Origin of the sequence: Salipiger sp. CCB-MM3, assembly GCF_001687105.1 — a bacterium.
GTDB lineage: Bacteria > Pseudomonadota > Alphaproteobacteria > Rhodobacterales > Rhodobacteraceae > Salipiger.
Genome location: NZ_CP014595.1, coordinates 1,612,665 through 1,630,000, shown reverse-complemented (window position 1 = coordinate 1,630,000; position 17,336 = coordinate 1,612,665). Strand labels below are relative to the sequence as shown.

General features: G+C 60.9%; 16 protein-coding genes (1 of these 16 only partly in view). 7 read left to right on the top strand and 9 right to left on the bottom strand.

All coding sequences use genetic code 11. The annotated features are described in order from the left end of the window. Together AYJ57_RS07870 and AYJ57_RS07865 are read left to right on the top strand one after the other, a co-directional pair. Nucleotides 1-240, top strand: partial view of a complex I NDUFA9 subunit family protein gene (locus tag AYJ57_RS07870; RefSeq protein WP_066103519.1) — the end only. Its footprint begins 744 nt before the window's first position; 240 of the gene's 984 nt are visible here — the last part of the coding sequence; the start codon falls outside the window, past its left edge; the stop codon is at nt 238-240. A gap of 79 nt (nt 241-319) precedes the next feature. Continuing rightward, nucleotides 320-772 (top strand): GFA family protein, encoded by a 453-nt coding sequence (locus AYJ57_RS07865; protein WP_066103517.1) that lies wholly within the window; start codon nt 320-322, stop codon nt 770-772. Between the two features lie 105 nt (nt 773-877). Here AYJ57_RS07865 and gyrB read toward each other — a convergent pair whose 3' ends face one another. From gyrB to rpsT, 5 genes are all read right to left on the bottom strand, one after another. After that, nucleotides 878-3,295, bottom strand: coding sequence for a DNA topoisomerase (ATP-hydrolyzing) subunit B (gyrB, locus tag AYJ57_RS07860; RefSeq protein WP_066103516.1), 2,418 nt, complete (start codon nt 3,293-3,295; stop codon nt 878-880). Nucleotides 3,296-3,374: 79 nt separating this feature from the next. After that, entirely contained in the window at nt 3,375-4,481 is a 1,107-nt protein-coding gene (gene recF, locus AYJ57_RS07855) for a DNA replication/repair protein RecF (protein WP_066103514.1), read from the bottom strand. 135 nt (nt 4,482-4,616) lie between these two features. After that, on the bottom strand, nt 4,617-5,735 hold the full coding sequence (gene dnaN, locus AYJ57_RS07850) for a DNA polymerase III subunit beta (protein WP_066103513.1): 1,119 nt from the start codon (nt 5,733-5,735) through the stop codon (nt 4,617-4,619). Nucleotides 5,736-5,914: 179 nt separating this feature from the next. Beyond that, complete coding sequence (gene dnaA / locus AYJ57_RS07845) at nt 5,915-7,357, bottom strand: chromosomal replication initiator protein DnaA (protein WP_066103511.1); 1,443 nt, start codon at nt 7,355-7,357, stop codon at nt 5,915-5,917. A 539-nt stretch (nt 7,358-7,896) separates the two neighbouring features. Continuing rightward, nucleotides 7,897-8,160, bottom strand: coding sequence for a 30S ribosomal protein S20 (rpsT, locus tag AYJ57_RS07840; protein ID WP_066103509.1), 264 nt, complete (start codon nt 8,158-8,160; stop codon nt 7,897-7,899). A 275-nt stretch (nt 8,161-8,435) separates the two neighbouring features. Here rpsT and AYJ57_RS07835 point away from each other — a divergent pair, with 275 nt between their 5' ends. Next, nucleotides 8,436-8,618, top strand: coding sequence for a hypothetical protein (locus AYJ57_RS07835; RefSeq protein ID WP_066103507.1), 183 nt, complete (start codon nt 8,436-8,438; stop codon nt 8,616-8,618). Between the two features lie 55 nt (nt 8,619-8,673). Here the strand turns inward: AYJ57_RS07835 and AYJ57_RS07830 are convergent, their stop codons facing one another. After that, a complete protein-coding gene (locus AYJ57_RS07830; protein ID WP_066103506.1) occupies nt 8,674-9,450 on the bottom strand; it encodes an enoyl-CoA hydratase in 777 nt (258 codons plus the stop codon). A 64-nt stretch (nt 9,451-9,514) separates the two neighbouring features. After that, nucleotides 9,515-10,366 carry a bifunctional DNA-formamidopyrimidine glycosylase/DNA-(apurinic or apyrimidinic site) lyase gene (gene mutM, locus AYJ57_RS07825; RefSeq protein ID WP_066103504.1) on the bottom strand — a complete coding sequence of 284 codons (852 nt, stop codon included), beginning with the start codon at nt 10,364-10,366 and terminating at the stop codon, nt 9,515-9,517. 81 nt (nt 10,367-10,447) lie between these two features. On the opposite strand from mutM, the gene ubiE reads away from it, so the two are divergent. Both ubiE and ubiB read left to right on the top strand, forming a co-directional pair. Next, nucleotides 10,448-11,200 (top strand): bifunctional demethylmenaquinone methyltransferase/2-methoxy-6-polyprenyl-1,4-benzoquinol methylase UbiE, encoded by a 753-nt coding sequence (gene ubiE, locus AYJ57_RS07820; RefSeq protein WP_066103502.1) that lies wholly within the window; start codon nt 10,448-10,450, stop codon nt 11,198-11,200. A 1-nt stretch (nt 11,201) separates the two neighbouring features. Continuing rightward, nucleotides 11,202-12,734, top strand: coding sequence for a 2-polyprenylphenol 6-hydroxylase (gene ubiB / locus AYJ57_RS07815; protein WP_066103501.1), 1,533 nt, complete (start codon nt 11,202-11,204; stop codon nt 12,732-12,734). A 134-nt stretch (nt 12,735-12,868) separates the two neighbouring features. Here the strand turns inward: ubiB and AYJ57_RS26195 are convergent, their stop codons facing one another. Both AYJ57_RS26195 and AYJ57_RS25455 read right to left on the bottom strand, forming a co-directional pair. Next, complete coding sequence (locus AYJ57_RS26195) at nt 12,869-13,537, bottom strand: flagellar hook capping FlgD N-terminal domain-containing protein (RefSeq protein WP_066103499.1); 669 nt, start codon at nt 13,535-13,537, stop codon at nt 12,869-12,871. A gap of 28 nt (nt 13,538-13,565) precedes the next feature. Then, entirely contained in the window at nt 13,566-16,487 is a 2,922-nt protein-coding gene (locus AYJ57_RS25455) for a flagellar hook-length control protein FliK (protein WP_193789475.1), read from the bottom strand. A 114-nt stretch (nt 16,488-16,601) separates the two neighbouring features. On the opposite strand from AYJ57_RS25455, the gene AYJ57_RS07800 reads away from it, so the two are divergent. Beyond that, nucleotides 16,602-16,820, top strand: a complete 219-nt coding sequence (locus AYJ57_RS07800; RefSeq protein WP_066103495.1) for a hypothetical protein — start codon at nt 16,602-16,604, stop codon at nt 16,818-16,820. Continuing rightward, nucleotides 16,817-17,197 carry a hypothetical protein gene (locus AYJ57_RS07795; RefSeq protein WP_157374018.1) on the top strand — a complete coding sequence of 127 codons (381 nt, stop codon included), beginning with the start codon at nt 16,817-16,819 and terminating at the stop codon, nt 17,195-17,197. The genes AYJ57_RS07800 and AYJ57_RS07795 overlap by 4 nt, the downstream gene beginning before the upstream one ends. The last annotated feature ends 139 nt before the right edge of the window (nt 17,198-17,336 follow it).

Sequence of the window (17,336 nt, the reverse complement as noted above, 5' to 3'; positions counted from 1 at the left end):
CGCGTGTCGGAGTTCGTCCAGCGCGTCACCGGCGGTCTGTTCACCGCGCCGATCACCCGCGATCAGGTGATCATGCTGCGCAAGGACAATGTGGTGTCGGACGGGGCCAAGGGGCTCAAGGATCTGGGGATCATCCCGGTTGCGCCCGAAGCGGTGCTGCCCGACTACCTGTGGCGCTTCCGTCCCGGCGGGCAATATGACGCCATCAAGGAATCGGCCGCCAGCCTGCGGACCGAGTGAGCGCAAAGCCGGCCCCGGGGCCGGCTTTTTCTTTGGCCGCCCGAGGCTCACCCCCACATTCGGAGAAGAGGAAACCCAGATGACCGACCTTCCCCAAACCGGCAGCTGCCGCTGCGGCGCACTGCAGGTCGAAGTGAGCAAACCGCCCATGATGACCGCCGCCTGCCATTGCCGCGGCTGCCAGAAGATGAGCGCCAGCGCCTTTTCCCTGACGATGATGGTGCCCGGTGACGGATTTCGCGTGGTCTCCGGCACGCCAGTGAAGGGCGGGATCAAAGGGCCTGACCTCGATCACTATATGTGCAGCGACTGTCAGGGCTGGGTGTTCACCCGGATCGTCGGGGTCGAGAATTTCGTGAATGTACGCCCGTCGATGTTCGACGTGCCGGACTGGTGCACGCCTTATATCGAGACGATGACCGTGGACCGCCTCGACTGGGCGACCACAGCGGCCGCGCATCACTACAAGGGATTCCCTCCCGAGGCGGATTTCCCGATGCTTCTGGAAGGCTACGCCAAGGCGCACGGCTGAGCCCTGTTCTGAGCCGAATATGAAAAGCGGCGCGTGGAGACCCCCACGCGCCGTTTTCTTTTTACTCACGCCTCTGTCTCATGCCGGCCGCCAGGACCCGCCGGATCAGAAGTCGAGGTTCTCCACGCTCAGCGCGTTCTGCTGGATGAAGTCGCGGCGCGGCTCCACCACGTCGCCCATCAGCTTGGTGAAGAGATCGTCGGCCTCGGCCATGTCGTCCACCTTCACCTGCAGCAGGGTGCGGGCGTCGGGGTCGAGCGTCGTCTCCCACAGCTGACCGGGGTTCATCTCGCCCAGACCCTTGTAGCGCTGCAGCGACAGGCCCTTCTCACCCTCTTCAAGAACTGCCTCGAGCAGGCCGAGCGGGCCAAAGATCGCCTGACGGCGGTCCTTGCGCTCCAGCGTTGCCGGGGTCTGATAGACCGCCTGCAGCGCATCGGTGAAGCTGCCGGTGCGGCGCGACTCGCCCGAGCGCAGCATCGGGCCGTCGAGCGTGCGGACCTCTTCAACGCCGCGCAGAATACGCGCGAGCCGAATCCCACGGTCCTGCGTGATCCGGCCCTGCCAGCCCTTCTCATACTCTAGCGCAATAAGATCGAGCCGCTGCGCCACCTTGTCGGCCACGCCCTGCAGGTCGCTCTCGACCGCGCCGGGCACGAAGGCCCCGGCGATCGCCGCCTGCTCGAGGATGTGGCGCGGGTAATGCGTCGGGAAGGCATCGAGCACGCGCTTGAGCTGCCGCGCCTCTTCGATGACGCGAACGAGGTCTTGCCCGGCGATCACCTCGCCGTTGCCGGTCGTCAGATGCGCGCCATCGACACCCTGATTGATCAGGTATTCATCAAGCGCGTTCTGGTCCTTCACATAGACCTCGGACTTGCCGCGGGTCACCTTATAGAGCGGCGGCTGCGCGATATAGAGATAGCCGCCTTCGATCAGCTCCGGCATCTGCCGGTAGAAGAAGGTCAGCAGCAGCGTCCGGATGTGCGCGCCGTCGACGTCGGCGTCGGTCATCAGGATGATCTTGTGATAGCGCAGCTTCTCGATGTTGAACTCGTCGCGGCCAATGCCGGTGCCGAGCGCCATCACGAGGTTGCCGATCTCTTGGCTGCCGAGCATCCGGTCGAAACGCGCGCGCTCGACGTTGAGGATTTTACCCTTCAGCGGCAGGATCGCCTGCGTGCCCCGGTCGCGCCCGGTCTGCGCCGAGCCGCCCGCCGAGTCACCCTCGACGATGAAAAGCTCGGTCTTCGACGGGTCCTTCTCGGAGCAGTCCTTGAGCTTGCCAGCAAGATAGTTCACGTCCATCGCGGTCTTGCGACGGGTCAGTTCGCGGGCCTTGCGCGCGGCCTCACGGGCCAGCGCCGCCTCGACGATCTTGCCGACGATCTGTTTGGCCTCATTGGGGTTCTCTTCGAACCACTCGGCCAGACGTTCGTTCATCATCCCCTCGACCGCCGGGCGCACCTCGGAGGAGACCAGCTTGTCCTTGGTCTGCGAGCTGAACTTCGGGTCGGGCACTTTCACCGACAGCACGCAGGTCAGACCCTCGCGGGCATCATCGCCGGTGAAAGAGACCTTCTCTTTCTTGGCGATGCCCGAGGACTGCGCGTAGTTGTTGATGGTGCGGGTCAGCGCGCCGCGGAAGCCCGCCACATGGGTGCCGCCGTCGCGCTGCGGGATGTTGTTGGTGAAGGGCAGCACGTTTTCGTGGTAGCTGTCGTTCCACCACATGGCGATCTCGACGCCGATGCCGTCCTTTTCGCCGGTCATATAGATCGGCTCGGGCATCACCGGCTGCTTGGAGCGGTCGAGATACTTCACGAACTCTTTCACGCCGCCTTCGTAGTGCAGCTCGGTCTTGAGCGGCTCGGCGGGACGCTCGTCCTCGAGAATGATGCGCACGCCCGAGTTCAGGAACGCCAGCTCGCGCAGGCGCTTCTCCAGCGTCTCAAAGCTGTACTCGAGGTTGCTGAACGTGTCGGTCGAGGCAAGGAAACGCACCTCGGTGCCCTGCTCGCCCTCGGCGTCGCCCACCACGCGCAGATGCTCCACGGTCTCGCCATGGCTGAACTTCGCGTAATGCTCTTTGCCGTTGCGCCAGATGCGCAGCTCGAGCCAGACCGAAAGCGCGTTCACCACGGAAACACCCACGCCGTGCAGACCGCCTGACACCTTGTAGGAGTTCTGGTCGAACTTACCGCCGGCGTGCAGCTGGGTCATGATCACCTCAGCCGCCGAGACACCCTCTTCCTGGTGCAGATCGACCGGAATACCGCGGCCGTTGTCTCGCACCGAAACCGAGTTGTCGGCGTGAATCTTCACCCGGACAAAGTCCGCGTGGCCCGCCAGAGCCTCGTCGATGCCGTTGTCCACGACCTCGTAAACCATGTGGTGCAGGCCCGAGCCGTCATCCGTGTCCCCGATGTACATGCCGGGACGCTTACGGACAGCCTCCAAACCCTTGAGAACTTTGATGGAATCCGCGCCGTATTCCTGCGGTGCGCTTGCCGGTTCGGCCATGCCGCGATCCTTCGTGATTTTTGTTGATTTTATACGGTGTTCTGCCGCGATTGTCACGCCGATGACACAAGATTTGGTGTTAAACCCTGCGGTTTTCAACCACCGATTGCCCTTCCCGCTCGGTCACCTCGAGATGCTGCGCCCGCTCTCCGAGTTCCGCGAAAAGCTCCGGCCCCGTGCCCGTCATCCACGCCTGACTCCCGAGCGCGCAAATCTCGTCGTAAAGCGCCGCGCGGCGGCCCGCGTCGAGATGCGCCGCCACCTCGTCGAGCAGCAGGATGGGCGCCGCACCGGTTTCGGCGGCCAGCGCGCGCGCGTTGCTGAGGATGAGCGAGATCAGCAGCGCCTTCTGCTCGCCGGTCGAGCAATCCTCGGCGGGAACCCCCTTGGCGGCAAAGACCCCGCGCAGATCGCCGCGATGCGGCCCCACCAGCGTGCGCCCTGCCATCAGGTCCCGCGGACGGCTCGCCTCCAGTGCGGCCCGCAGATCGCTGGCGCTGTCCGGGCAGGGCTGCTCACCATCGATGAGTTCAAGCTCGGCGGCCGGGAATTGCGTCTCGGCTTCGGCCTGCGCCCCCGCCAACCGCGCCAGCGCCGCGCGGCGATTGGCCTGCAGCGCAGCCCCCGCCTCGGCCATCTGCCCCTCGAGCGCGCCGTACCAGAAACCGTCCCGCACCTGATCGCGCAGCAACCGGTTGCGCTCGCGCATGGCCTTCTCATAGGCGAGGCTCTGCTCGGCATGGTCAGGGAAGAAGCTCAGCGTCATCCGGTCGAGAAACCGCCGCCGCCCCTCGGGGCCCTCGATCCACAGCCGGTCCATCGACGGGATCAACCACAGCACCCGCGCCATCCGCCCCAATTGCACCTGCGGCGCGGCTTTGCCGTCGATATGCACCTGCCGCGCCGCGCCGGCCTCCGAGCGGAAGGTGATCTCATGCAGGCCGCCGCCGGTCTGCAGCAACCCCTCGATCTTCCACCCCAGCGCCTCGGGGCGGCGCACCATCTCCTGCGCCGAGGCCCGGCGCATCCCGCGCCCCGGCGAGAACAGCGAGACCGCCTCGATCAGATTGGTCTTGCCCGCGCCATTGGGGCCATGGAGCGCCACGGGCCGCGCGTCGACCTCGACCGACGCATGGTGGTGCGAGCGGAAATGCGAGAGTGTGAGGCGGGTGAGATGGAGGGACATTGGATCGACAGCTTTCGCAGGAAGGCAGGCGCTGCCGAGCGTATTTTTGGAACAATGAAGGGCAGAAGCCGCGCCCCTGCCCTTCATTGTTCTTCAAATACGCATGGCGCGACCGAAGGCGGCGCGCGGCGCGGGTCAGACCCGCATCGGCATGACGACATAGACCGCCGACGTGTCGGTGCCTTCGCGCATCAAGGTCGGATCGCCGGAGGAATTGAACATGAAAACGGCGTTCTCACGGTCGACCTGGCTGGCGATCTCCAGCAGGTATTTCGCGTTGAAGCCGATCTCCAGCGGCTCGTCGCCATAGGCCACGGCCAGCTCTTCTTCGGCGGCACCGCTGTCGGGGGCGTTGACCGAAAGCACGAGGCGGTCTTCATCCAGCTGCAGCTTCACCGCGCGCGAGCGTTCCGACGAGACGGTTGCCACACGGTCCACTGCCTTGGCGAACTCGCCCGCGTCGACCTCGAGGCGGCGGGTGTTGTTCATCGGGATGACGCGCGAATAATCCGGGAAGGTGCCGTCGATGACCTTGGAGGTCAGCGTGATGTCGGGCGTGGCGAAGCGCACCTTGGTTTCCGAGACCGAGACCGCGATGTCCATATCGTCTTCGTCGAGCAGCTTGCGCAGCTCGCCCACGGTCTTGCGCGGCACGATCACGCCGGGCATCTCTTCGGCGCCCGACGGCAGCGGCGCGTCGATACGCGCAAGGCGGTGACCGTCGGTGGCCACACAGCGCAGCACGCGGCCGTCTTCGCTGTCGGTGACATGCATATAGACGCCATTGAGGTAATAGCGCGTCTCTTCGGTCGAGATGGCAAACTTCGACTTGTCGAACAGCCGGCGCAGCACTTCGGCCTTGGCGCTGAAGTTCGACGAATATTCCGACGACGCCATGACCGGGAAGTCTTCTTTCGGCAGCGTCGCGAGGCTGAAGTTCGAACGGCCCGCGGTCACCGTCAGCCGGCCTGCGGCATTGTCGGCGGCCAGTTGCACCAGCGCGCCGTCGGGCAGCTTGCGCACGATTTCGTGCAGGGTCACTGCCGAGACGGTGGTGGCGCCCGCCTGCTCGACAACCGCGGGGGCGCGGTCGAGCACTTCGATATCGAGATCGGTCGCGCGGAAGCTGGCCGTGTTCCCTTCGGCCTCGATCAGCACGTTCGCAAGGATCGGAATGGTGTTCCGGCGTTCGACCACCGATTGTGCCTGGCTGACTGCCTTGAGCAGCGTCGCCCGTTCTATGCTGACTTTCATCGCCCTGTTCCTCGGTTGGCCGGAGGGGCAGCTTGGCGCAAAACCAGAGCTACTCCAACCTGTTTTGGTGATTGATCAGATAGATTGCCTGCAGCGTCAAGGCCGCGGGGCCGCCCGAAGGCAGCCCCGTTCCCATTTGTGGTCGTGCGGTCTCAGGCCTGGCGCCTCAGGCTGAGGTGTCAGGCCTCTAGCGCGCGGCGCAAGAGCTCGATGTCATCGGCGATCTGGCTGTCCTGCATGCGCAGCTCCTCGATCCGCTTCACACCGTGCATGACCGTGGTGTGGTCGCGCCCGCCGAAGCGGCGGCCGATCTCGGGCAGCGAGCGCGCGGTCAGTTGCTTGCACAGATACATCGCCACCTGACGCGGGCGGGCGAAGTTGCGCACGCGCTTGGGGCCGATCAGATCGCTGAGGCGGATGTTGTAGTGATCCGCCACCTTGCGCTGGATCTCTTCGATCGAGATCTTGCGGTCCGAGGCGCGCAGCACATCGGCAAGGCAATCCTGCGTCAGCTCCATGGTGATCGGCTGGCCAACCAGAGAGGCGAAGGCGAAGAGCCGGGTCAGCGCGCCTTCGAGCACGCGCACGTTGGTCGAGATGCGATGCGCGAGGAACTCGAGGATACCATCGTCAAGCTGCAGCGAGGGATATTGCTTGCGGTAGGTGTCGACCTTCGACTGCAGGATGCCGAGGCGCAGTTCGTAATCCGTCGGGTGCAGGTCGACCACGAGGCCGGACTGCAGGCGCGAGCGGATGCGGTTCTCGAGATCCTTGATCTCATCCGGCGCGCGGTCTGCAGAGATGACGATCTGCTTGTTCTGGTCCACCAGCGCGTTGAACGTGTGGAAGAACTCTTCCTGCGTCGAATCCTTGCCGGCGATGAACTGCACGTCGTCGACCATCAGCACGTCGACCGAGCGGAACAGCTCTTTGAAGTCCATCATGCGGCGCTCGCGCAGGGCCTGTACAAAACGGTACATGAACTGCTCTGCCGACAGATAGAGCACGTTCAGATCCGGGCGGCGGTTGCGCAACTCCCAGGTGATCGCGTGCATCAGGTGCGTTTTACCAAGACCCACGCCGCCATAGAGGAACAGCGGGTTGAAGGTCACGGTCTCGGCCTCGGCGACGCGGCGCGCCGCGGCATGGGCCAGTTCGTTCGGTTTGCCGACGATGAAATTGTCGAAGGTGAACCGCGCATCCAGCGGCGCGCTCGGCAGCAGATCACTGCCGCCCTGCGCCGCGGCACCTGCGGTGCCCGCCTGCGTCCCTGCATAGCCGCTCGCCTGAGCTTCGGCCTGCACGCTTTGCAGCGCCGGTTCGGGCTTGTTCGCCGCTGCCGGGCGCGGGCTCGGTCGGCCCATGGCCGGACGCGGCGCATTGCTTACCCGGAATTGCAGGCGGCGGACCTGCGAATCCAATGTCGAGATTTGCGACAGCAGCAGGTCTCCGAAATTTTGCGAAACATAGGTGCCGATAAAATTGGTCGGCGCCAGGAAGACCGCCACCCCATCGGCCTCCAGTCCCTTGTACTCAAGGGGTTTGATCCAGGTTCGATAGTTGTTTTCCCCGATCGTGCTGCTCAGCCTGTCTTGCAGCGCGCCCCATTGTTCCTGCGTCATGTATCCCCGCTCCGTCTCTTCACCGGTTCTTCTGTCCCTCGGGCGACACACACATATGCCCGACCGAGCCAACCGCAGGGATGCAAGAACTGGCCCCATGCCAAAGGTGGCATGGACCGGGATGAGATATCTCTGTCCCAGTGATTTAGGAACGCAGGAAGACTCCCCGGGATTCCCAGTACCCCGAAGCGACCCCATGACGGTGCCTCAATCACCCATATTACAATTGGACTGGCAGGATGAATTCACCCCGGTTTCGGCGTCTGTGCAGCAGACTGCCGAAGCGACGGAAACGTTCCACGATTCCCGTGGTAGTGTCCCCGATTGCCTGTCCCCCCAGCGATGTGACTCGCCTGATGAAATTACCCCTCTTCCGCGAAGAGCGGCAACCGAACTTCAAACTTGACTCACTGGATTCCGAAAAAAGAATCTAGGGCTCCAAAATCTTGTGTGAGTCACGAAAAAAGGCACCACCAATGGCGATGCCTTTTCGGTCACACACTTTTGAGGTGTGTCATTTCAGTCGGGCAGAAATGCCCTTAGCCGAGCGCTTTCACGCGCGACGAAAGACGCGACATTTTGCGTGCAGCGGTGTTCTTGTGGAAGACGCCTTTGGTGACGCCGCGCATCAGCTCGGGCTGTGCGGCGGTCAGTGCGGCGAAGGCTGCGTCCTTGTCGCCCGAAGCGATCGCTTCTTCGACTTTGCGCAGGTAGGTGCGGATGCGCGAACGGCGTGCCTTGTTGACGGCGTAACGCTTTTCGTTCTGACGTGCGCGCTTTTTGGACTGGGGCGTGTTTGCCATGATGAAACGGTCCTTTTCTGTGGCCGATGGGCCTGGTTGTGGCCGACGGCCTGGTCTGAATTTCGGACGCGCAATATCCACCAGACCCGGATCTGTCGTGCCGGACCGATTCTTGCCTTAGCGGGCATCACGCGCATGTAGCCGCGGCGCATACCCCATTTTCCGCCGGTTGCAAAGGGCATTGCCGGAAAACTTGGGGAATGGGCATGGAATCGGCTAGGATCGGGCTCCCGCGGGGAACCGCGGAGGGTTCTGACTGAAAGGAGGAGTCAGCCATGAACACCATTCAGATCACTCAGGCGGCGCAGGCGCTGTACCGGGCCCACGGCGGCAGGGCCGAAGCCGAGGCTGCCGCGAAGGTGCGCGAAAACGAAGAGAAAGGGGATACGGCGGAGGCCGAGACCTGGCGCGCCATTCAGGCGGCGATCCGGCAGGGACGCGGCCCGCTTCAGGCCTGATCCCCTCTGACGCCAAAGGTGCAGCCCGTCCCCGCAGGGACGGGCCACGCAAAGCTTAGCGGTCGCGGAACTGCGGGGTCCGCTTTTCGAGGAAGGCCGACATGCCTTCCTTCTGGTCTTCGGTGGCAAAGAGCGAGTGGAACAGGCGGCGCTCGAACAGCAGCCCCTCGTCCAATGTCGTCTCGAAGGCGCGGTTGACCGCCTGTTTCGCGGCAATCGAGGCCAGCATCGACTTCTCGGCGATCTTGGCTGCGGCGCTTTGCGTCTCTTCCATCAGCTGCTTGACCGGCACGACGCGGCTCACCAGCCCCGAGCGTTCGGCCTCTTCCGCATCCATGAAGCGGCCCGTCAGATGCATGTCCATCGCCTTGGCCTTGCCGACGTAGCGCGGCAGGCGCTGCGTGCCGCCGATCCCGGCGATGACGCCGAGGTTGATCTCGGGCTGGCCGAACTTCGCGGTTTCCGACGCGATGATGAAGTCGCACATCATCGCCAGTTCGCATCCCCCGCCAAGCGCGTAGCCGCTGACCGCGGCGATCACCGGCTTGCGAACCTTCGAGACCGCTTCGGTGGCCGGTTCGAAGAAATCGCCGAGATACATCTCGACGAAGGTTTTTTCCGACATTTCCTTGATGTCGGCCCCGGCGGCGAACGCCTTGGCCGAGCCGGTCAGGATGATGCAGCGCACCTTGTCATTGGCATCCGCCTCGGTCAGCGCCTGCGCAAGCTCGCCAAGAAGCTGGCTGTTGAGCGCATTGAGGGCGTCCGGGCGGTTCAGGGTAATAGTGGCAACGTCGTCGTCTACTTCGACGATAATCGTCTCATAGGCCATGACTTCGGGCTCCCGTCCGTTGGCATTGTCGCGCAGCCTTACCAACTTGACCCCTGCAATCAAGCTATCTTTGGCAGCTCGGACAGTAGAAGGAAGAGCGGCCAGACTGCACGATCCTGTGAACGGTGTTTGCGCAACCGGCTGCGCGGCAGGGCTGACCCTCGCGTCCGTACACATCGAAGCTGTGCTGAAAATATCCAAGCTCGCCATCGGCTTGGCGATAATCTTTCAGCGAAGAGCCGCCCGCCGCGATGGCCTCGCTCAGCACCTGCCGGATGATCGGCACCAGCGCAGAGATGCGTTTTTCCGAGATTTTATTGACGCGGCGTGAAGGATGGATGCCGGCGCGGAACAAGGCTTCGCAAACATAAATGTTGCCCAAACCCGCGACGATCTTTTGATCCAGCAGCGCCGTCTTGATTGGCATGCTGCGGCCCTTCAAGGCCGCCACAAGGTGGGATTCGCTGAATTCATTGCCCAGCGGCTCCGGCCCGATCGCCGCGAGCAGCGGATGCGCCTCGGCGGTCGCGGTTTCCATCAAATCCATTGCGCCGAAACGTCGCGGGTCGTTGAAGGTGATGCGCGCGCCGCTCGCCATCTCAAAGACAACATGATCATGCTTTTCTGGCGCCGGGTGCTCATGCACGAATCTGCCCAGCGGATCGCCAGAGATCAGCATCCGCCCCGACATGCCAAGATGGATCAGCAGCGTTTCACCCGTGTCGAGATCGCCCAGAATGTATTTCGACCGCCGCCGCAGCCGCAGCACCCGTGCCCCGGTCAGCCGTTCGGCCATGCGCTCGGGGAAGGGCCAGCGCAGATCGGGGCGGTTCACTTTCGCCTCGGCGATAAGCTCTCCTTCCATCACCGGAGCAAGTCCGGCACGGACGGTTTCCACCTCGGGAAGTTCGGGCATCACGGATCCTTTCGACTGGGCCGCATTGCAGCGCGGCGCGCGGGCTCTATAAGGAGTCTCGGACACAGGACGGCAAGGCCCATGACCAAAGAGACCGGAAAAACCACCCATTTTGGGTTCACCGACATCCCCGAGGAAGAGAAGGCTGGCCGCGTGCGCGGGGTCTTCGGGTCGGTCGCGTCGAAATACGACGTGATGAACGACGCCATGTCTTTCGGCATTCACCGCATCTGGAAGGACGCGATGATGGACTGGCTGGCGCCGCGCCCCGGGCAAAAACTGCTCGATGTGGCGGGCGGCACAGGCGACATCTCGTTTCGCTTCCTCAAGCGCGCGGGCCACGGCCACGCCACGGTCTGCGACCTGACCGAGCCGATGCTCGTTGAGGGCCGCAAGCGCGCCGAGGCGGCCTCCATGGCCGATGAGCTCGATTGGGTGGTCGGCGACGCCATGGCGCTGCCCTTCCCCGACAACAGCTTTGACGTCTATACGATTTCCTTCGGCATCCGGAACGTCACCCGCCCGCAGGAGGCGCTGAACGAAGCCTACCGCGTGCTGAAACCCGGTGGCCGCCTGATGGTGCTGGAATTCAGCCAGATCCCCAATGATCTGATGCAGAAGGTCTATGACCTCTATTCGTTCAACATCATTCCACGCATGGGGCAGGCCATCGCCAACGACCGCGACAGCTATCAGTACCTCGTGGAATCGATCCGCAAGTTCCCCGATCAAGAAACCTTCCTCGGGATGCTGCGCGCGGCGGGCTTCGAGAACGCTAAATACCGCAACCTGAGCATGGGCATCGCCTGCCTGCATTCGGGCTGGAAGATCTGATATGAAGGGTCCCCACAACATCTGGCGGCTGGTGCGCACCGGCGCCACCTTCGAGCGGACCGGCGCGATGAGCGTGGTACTCGACGCGCTGGACGCGCCGCCGATGCTGCGCGCCGCGTCGAGAATCATCGCCAAGCCGTTCAAATGGCTCGGCTACGAGGGCGATCCCGCGATGCCGCCGGTGACCCGTGCGCTTTCGGCATTGGGACCCGCCTATATCAAATTCGGTCAGGTGCTCTCGACCCGCCCCGACGTGGTGGGCGAGGATCTGGCCAACCAGCTTCGGGTGCTGCAGGACAAGCTGCCGCCCTTCCCCACCGAGGCCGCGAAAACCCAGATTGAAGCCGAGCTTGGCGTCTCGGTCTCCGAGGTTTTCTCGGAGTTCAGCCCGCCCGTAGCCGCCGCCTCCATCGCGCAGGTGCATAAGGCGCGCCTCACCGAGACCGGCGAAACCGTTGCGGTCAAAGTGCTGCGTCCGGGAATCGAACGCGCCTTCCGCAAGGATATCGACGCCTTCTGGCTGGCCGCCGATGCCATCAACTTCCTTTCTCCCGCGTCGCGCCGTCTGCGTCCGCGCGATGTGATCGCCCATTTCGAGGGCGTGGTGAACGGCGAGCTGGACCTGCGGCTCGAAAGCGCCTCTGCCAGCGAATTCGCCGCAAACACTGTGGATGACGAGGGCTTTCAGCTGCCCGAAGTGATCTGGGGCTTGTCGGGCCGCCGCGTGATGACCATGAGCTGGGCCGAGGGCGTGCCGCTTGGCGACAATGCCGCGATCGACGCCGCCGGGCATGACCGCGTCGCGCTGAGCGAACGGGTGCTGCAGCTCTTCCTCAACCACGCGCTGCGCGACGGATTTTTCCACGCCGATATGCATCAGGGCAACCTGAAGGTGGCGCCCAATGGCGACATCATCGGCTATGACTTCGGCATCATGGGGCATATCGACGAATACACCCGCCGGGTTTACGCCGAGATTCTCTATGGGTTCATTCGCCGCGATTACCGGCGCGTGGCCGAGGTGCACTTCGAGGCGGGCTATGTGCCCGCCGACCGCGACGTCGATGAGTTTGCGCGCGCCCTGCGCGCGGTGGGCGAGCCGATCTTCGGCATGGATTCGACGCGCATTTCCATGGGCCGGCTGCTCAACTACCTCTTTGAGGTCACCGAGCGTTTCGGCATGGAAACCCGCACCGAGCTGATCCTGCTGCAGCGCACCATGGTGGTGGTCGAGGGCGTGGCCCGCTCGCTGAACCCGCATATGAACATCTGGAGCGTCGCCCGCCCGGTGGTCGAGCAATACATCAAGACCTCGATCGGCCCGCGCGCAGCACTGCGCGATTTTGCCAAGACCGCGCGCGTCATGGCCCGTTTCGGCCCCCGTCTGCCCGGTTTGGTCGAAGATGCGCTGGTCCGCCAGACGCAAGGGCTTGCCGACGAGCTTGAGTCGAAATGGACCCGGCGCCTCGGCTGGGGGATCGCCGGACTCCTGACCGGCGCCGGCGGCACGTTGATCCTGATGTCCATTCTCTGATCGTGTCTCCGGCCACTTATCCGCAGTAGCCGGTGACGCCGCGCGGCGCACATGCTCTAACGCTTGGACTTCTACCGATTGGACTGCTGACGGACGCAGACCGTAGCCGCCCGAAAGGCCGTTGCCGCGTAGGCTCACGCCTCTGCGCGCCGCAAGGCTGTCACCTCCGCGACCTCACGCATCACACCGCCGCGCAGCGTCAGAATGTTCACATCATCCAGCCGGGCCACCTCATTGACCCGCAGATACGCGCCAACCTCACGCGTTTCATCAAGGATATCATCGCGATACACCTCCAGTTCGACCTCATAGACACCCTCTGAAACCCTGGCGCCGGCAAGATCACTGCCATCCCAGAGATACGTCTCGGTTCCCGCCTCCAGAGCGATTCGGTTATGGAGCGTGCCATCGGCACCTCGGATGACCAGTACGCCGCTTTGCGCATCTTCCGGCACGTTTGTGAACAATTCGACAGATGCTCCGTCGAAATAGGCCGCGCCGACCGTCTGCGCCTCCATCCCAATCCAGCCAGCCAGACGCTCGAGACCGCTGCCGGTCGCGATCTGCGTGAGGTTGGACAGAAGTTCGTTTGTCAGAACCTGTTGTTCCACAGTAGAAAAGCTGGCCAGTTGCGAGGCATATTCGGTGGCGTCTACCGGATTGAATGGATCCTGATTTTGCGCTTGAGTTGTCAGCATCTTGAGGAAGGTCTCAAAATCGCCGCTGAGTGTCGCCGCTTCGGTCGCCTCAACGCCCGCCGCGCCACCGCTGACCTGTGAGAGGTCCGCTGCTGTGATCTCCATCTCTACTCCTTTCCCGCTCCCCAATGGCTCAAAGCCTGAGATCCAACCCATCCGATGCGTGCCGTTTCGATTCCGCGGCCAAGGTGACCGACGGATTCGTCTCTACCGACGCAAGGCGCGGCCCTGCATCGCGTAACTTTTGGGGCGCTGACTGCCGACCCGAACGCCCCCCCGCGAAAGAAAAGCTGCTGTTCTGATAGCCATGCTCCTGAAGATACCGCGCCAGTTGCTCCGCGTGGCGCCGCAGAAGCTCCAGCGTCTCGGGCCGATCAGCGGTGATATGCAAGGTGACTCCTTGGTCGGAATGCTTCACGTTGAAACTGACCCTGCCAAGCTCTTCCGGCTCGAGTTGCAATTCCACGCTACCCTCTTCCGCGCCAATGATCGCCTCGGCAAGCTGGCGAATCTGCGGTTGGGTTTTCGGCGCAGGATGCCCCTCTTTGGCCGCCGCGATGCTTCGTGTCTCGGTTTGCGCAGAGGCAGTTGACAACACCACTGACGGGTCAGCCATTTCTTCGGCACCTAAGGGTTGCCCGAGTTCTGGGCTTGGGCGCTCGTCAAATGAGTTCGCCGCTACGCCCCGCGGCTGTCGAGCCGGAGCGCTTGTTTCTGCTATGCGCTGTCCCCCCACCTCAAAAGGTACCCTATTCGAGGCTGAAGCCGCCGCTGGCTGGGGTCGCCGCGGCACAAAATTTGCCTTGAATGGAGCTGTCTCTGCGCGCGCACTCTGCGGCTCTCCCGGTATGGCTTTATCCATTCTCACATTTTCGATTTGGCGCCGCCGAACAAGTGCCTTCAGCCCCGCTCTAACCTCTTGGCTGGGCCGGGGACCCAGTTCGGGCCTCTGCCAACGTTCGGTTTTCAATTGGGGCGCCGGAGGGGTAAACGTTACCGCACTCTCACAAACATCACTTTTCTTTTGTCCTTTCGTTCCTGCAGGGATGTCAGTGGCATCCTCGAGAACCCCATCTCGCCCTGCGCGCCAGAGCACTGGCTCTGTCCGCGAAGGACGATCTGGCGGAATTGACACTTCCGCGAAACGGACACCATTGGACTTCGCATCCATTGAAACGAGCTCTTCAAAAAGAGCTTCTTGCCCGGTCCTGATTTTCCCGACCACATCTGCAGATAATCTTCGCTTCTTCTCCGCTGCCTCCGGCGCCGATCGCTGCGATTGCAAGGTATCAAGCTGCTCGGCGGGTCTCTCTACAGGCCCAAGCAGACCTCCTTCTAGGCTGGCTGGGTCCTGCCGAACCAGAACTATTCTTGAGAAAATTGCATTCGAAGCGTCGGATTTCGGATAATCGGAGGCTTCAATATGCTTAAGACTATCGCCTTTGAGTGCCGAGATCAGATCAGAGGTGTTCCGAGCGGCCAAGATATCTTTGGCGCTCATGACATCGGCTGAGCCTCCCTGTCTCCGCCCAATAACGTGTTTATGGCTGACGTTCGTTGACTCCAGCCCGTCCTCCTCGCATTCAATTCGCGGTGTCGCGAACATAAGACCATAAAAATTATCTTTTCGGATGGCGTCCCTTGGCAATTTTTGCCACGCAACCGAATGTATTCCCTCTTGGATCTGTTTGGCGTATCCACTATCAAGTTCTGGAAATAAGGAGAGAGATTCTATCGGACTTGAGAAAGTTACGCTCTTTTCGGAATGGCTAGCTGGCACCGGTGCAATGCGATCCCCTCGCAGCGAACTCTTTAATTTCCTCCCCTCGATAGACCTTTCCGTATCCGACGAGTTCAAATCCGCCCGACTTATCTGATCGATTGACTGGGCACGAGCATTTTCCTTACCAGCACTTTCCTCATGAGCTATAGAATGAGGAAATTTCATCTCCTGCTCATACTCCTTATCGGCCTCATTCAATAATATTGATCGAAGTTCAATCGCTTCCTGGACAAAAGGCGTCATTTGACTGGACATGTCTAAGTTGAAGATAACCGGTCTCGTCTTTGGTATGAATGGTACTATACGCTTTACCTCTAACCCAAAGACTTCTCCGCTCGCGAGACTCTTCCCAGGTTTCAAGATCCGACCAGTCTTATCTAAAACGTCAGGACCCTGTAGAATTGCTTTATCACTGCAGTCGTACACCTCCTTAGCTTGGCATATAAACAGATTTCCTGAATTATCTGTATTACTTTCATGTTTAGGATTATATTTTCTCGATAGTTTGAAAGAAAAATTGTGATATTTAGAATATCCCTCGCTAGGCTTAGCGGAATGGAGTCTTGCAATTTTTGAGTCTTCGCCCGCCTGAACTAAACCCTCACCTATTATATATTTAATATTTAAAGGGGCCTCGGCAGCACAATCACTCTCACCTCCATTCGAAAATTCCCCACCTTCAGTTACGAAATAAATCCACTCTTCAGCTTCATACGCACCTAAGATGATGTGGTTATCAAATATAAAGTAAGTAACTTCTATAGGCAATATTTGCGGATACGACCAATAATCAAAGTCTAGATCCTGCTGACCTTCAAAATCCGAGAGACCAAAGAAATTTAAGCCTTTCTTAACCCCAGAACCACGAAACTCTAAGCCTTGACTTTCAAAATCTTCCAAAACATCCCTGTTATGGAACAATTTATCTGAATGCATTTCAACATTTATACCGCACCCAACCACTAAATTCCTCGAAGCAGTTTTAATTAAATACCCCCTATCATAAATCAATGTAGGTTCGTGTCCAAAATATTTCAACCAATTTTTAGGGCGCCCCTCAGCTGCGGCGTTGATCGATTCCTCTTTGCGCTCGTCAACCACCTCAACTCCATAATTATGAACAAGTCCCGAAAATATATCATCTAAACCATTAAATTGCCGAAGACCACTTGACGTGTGAAGCAAGCCAACCTCGGTTCTAGACAGCGATAAACTCAATTCAAGAGGCCTCTTAGCAACTTGCACACTTCTAAGGTCAGGTGATGATTTCATCTTCATATCCCTCTAGAACTTGAAGGAGAAATATACGCCACGAACTAACAATTACTTTACCGAAGTCATTTTATATATCCCCTACGAGACGACATTTGATCGGAGGATGCCACTATGCCCGAAGTTCCCGTCGCTGGCGCGGGCGGCGCTAATGCACTTCTTAACCGCCTCTATGTGTCACAGATGCTTCAATTTTCCGGGGCGTTCTCCGCTCGCGGAAACTTTGGAGGTGGCGCCGGAGAAGGCCAATTTTCATCGTATCTTCGCGAAGAGTTCGCGACAAAGATCGCGGACAATCTGCAGATTTTGCCGCAAGAGATGCTCAGCGAATGACGGGACCATCTCCGCGGCTGACGCAACTTAGGCGCGCAGCAGCAACTTCTGAAACATTGCTCGCTTTGCTGCAAGGTGAGCGCGATGCCATCCTGAGTGGACGCCTGGAGGCTCTCGATCAGATAGCGCGCCAGAAAGAGGCCTTGCTTTCGCATCTGTCCAGCAACTCCATGGCGCTGCTTGATACCCCGACTTTGGCGCCCGCGCTGAAACGCAATCATCGGCTGCTCGAGGCGGCGCTTCGCGGGCTTCAAGAGGTGAAGGCGCGCATCGCTCAGCCAGAGGCGCTGCTCAGCGATATGGAAATCTACGGTCCGTCCGGGCAGAAAACGCGGATCGGTTCCACCGCACAAAAGAGAATTCACAGAAAACTCTAGGTGAACAGACGTGAACCCGGGGCGAAATCCTCACGGCGTTTAGCGATGCCTTAAGGAACGCAGGCCTAACGTGTCACAGCATCCCATGTGGATGGCGCAGGGGGACAGGCTCTCCGGCTGCTTCGTCAGAACGACGTCC

Bases quoted from the DNA above. Each gene is read 5' to 3' on its own strand.
- AYJ57_RS07835 (WP_066103507.1), top strand. From the start codon at position 8,436: ATGAACACCATTCAGATCACTCAGGCGGCGCAGGCGCTGTACCGGGCC.
- dnaN (WP_066103513.1), bottom strand. From the start codon at position 5,735: ATGAAAGTCAGCATAGAACGGGCGACGCTGCTCAAGGCAGTCAGCCAG.
- rpsT (WP_066103509.1), bottom strand. From the start codon at position 8,160: ATGGCAAACACGCCCCAGTCCAAAAAGCGCGCACGTCAGAACGAAAAG.
- ubiE (WP_066103502.1), top strand. From the start codon at position 10,448: ATGACCAAAGAGACCGGAAAAACCACCCATTTTGGGTTCACCGACATC.
- recF (WP_066103514.1), bottom strand. From the start codon at position 4,481: ATGTCCCTCCATCTCACCCGCCTCACACTCTCGCATTTCCGCTCGCAC.
- ubiB (WP_066103501.1), top strand. From the start codon at position 11,202: ATGAAGGGTCCCCACAACATCTGGCGGCTGGTGCGCACCGGCGCCACC.
- AYJ57_RS07795 (WP_157374018.1), top strand. From the start codon at position 16,817: ATGACGGGACCATCTCCGCGGCTGACGCAACTTAGGCGCGCAGCAGCA.
- gyrB (WP_066103516.1), bottom strand. From the start codon at position 3,295: ATGGCCGAACCGGCAAGCGCACCGCAGGAATACGGCGCGGATTCCATC.
- dnaA (WP_066103511.1), bottom strand. From the start codon at position 7,357: ATGACGCAGGAACAATGGGGCGCGCTGCAAGACAGGCTGAGCAGCACG.
- AYJ57_RS07865 (WP_066103517.1), top strand. From the start codon at position 320: ATGACCGACCTTCCCCAAACCGGCAGCTGCCGCTGCGGCGCACTGCAG.
- AYJ57_RS07830 (WP_066103506.1), bottom strand. From the start codon at position 9,450: ATGGCCTATGAGACGATTATCGTCGAAGTAGACGACGACGTTGCCACT.
- mutM (WP_066103504.1), bottom strand. From the start codon at position 10,366: ATGCCCGAACTTCCCGAGGTGGAAACCGTCCGTGCCGGACTTGCTCCG.
- AYJ57_RS07800 (WP_066103495.1), top strand. From the start codon at position 16,602: ATGCCCGAAGTTCCCGTCGCTGGCGCGGGCGGCGCTAATGCACTTCTT.
- AYJ57_RS25455 (WP_193789475.1), bottom strand. From the start codon at position 16,487: ATGAAATCATCACCTGACCTTAGAAGTGTGCAAGTTGCTAAGAGGCCT.
- AYJ57_RS26195 (WP_066103499.1), bottom strand. From the start codon at position 13,537: ATGGAGATCACAGCAGCGGACCTCTCACAGGTCAGCGGTGGCGCGGCG.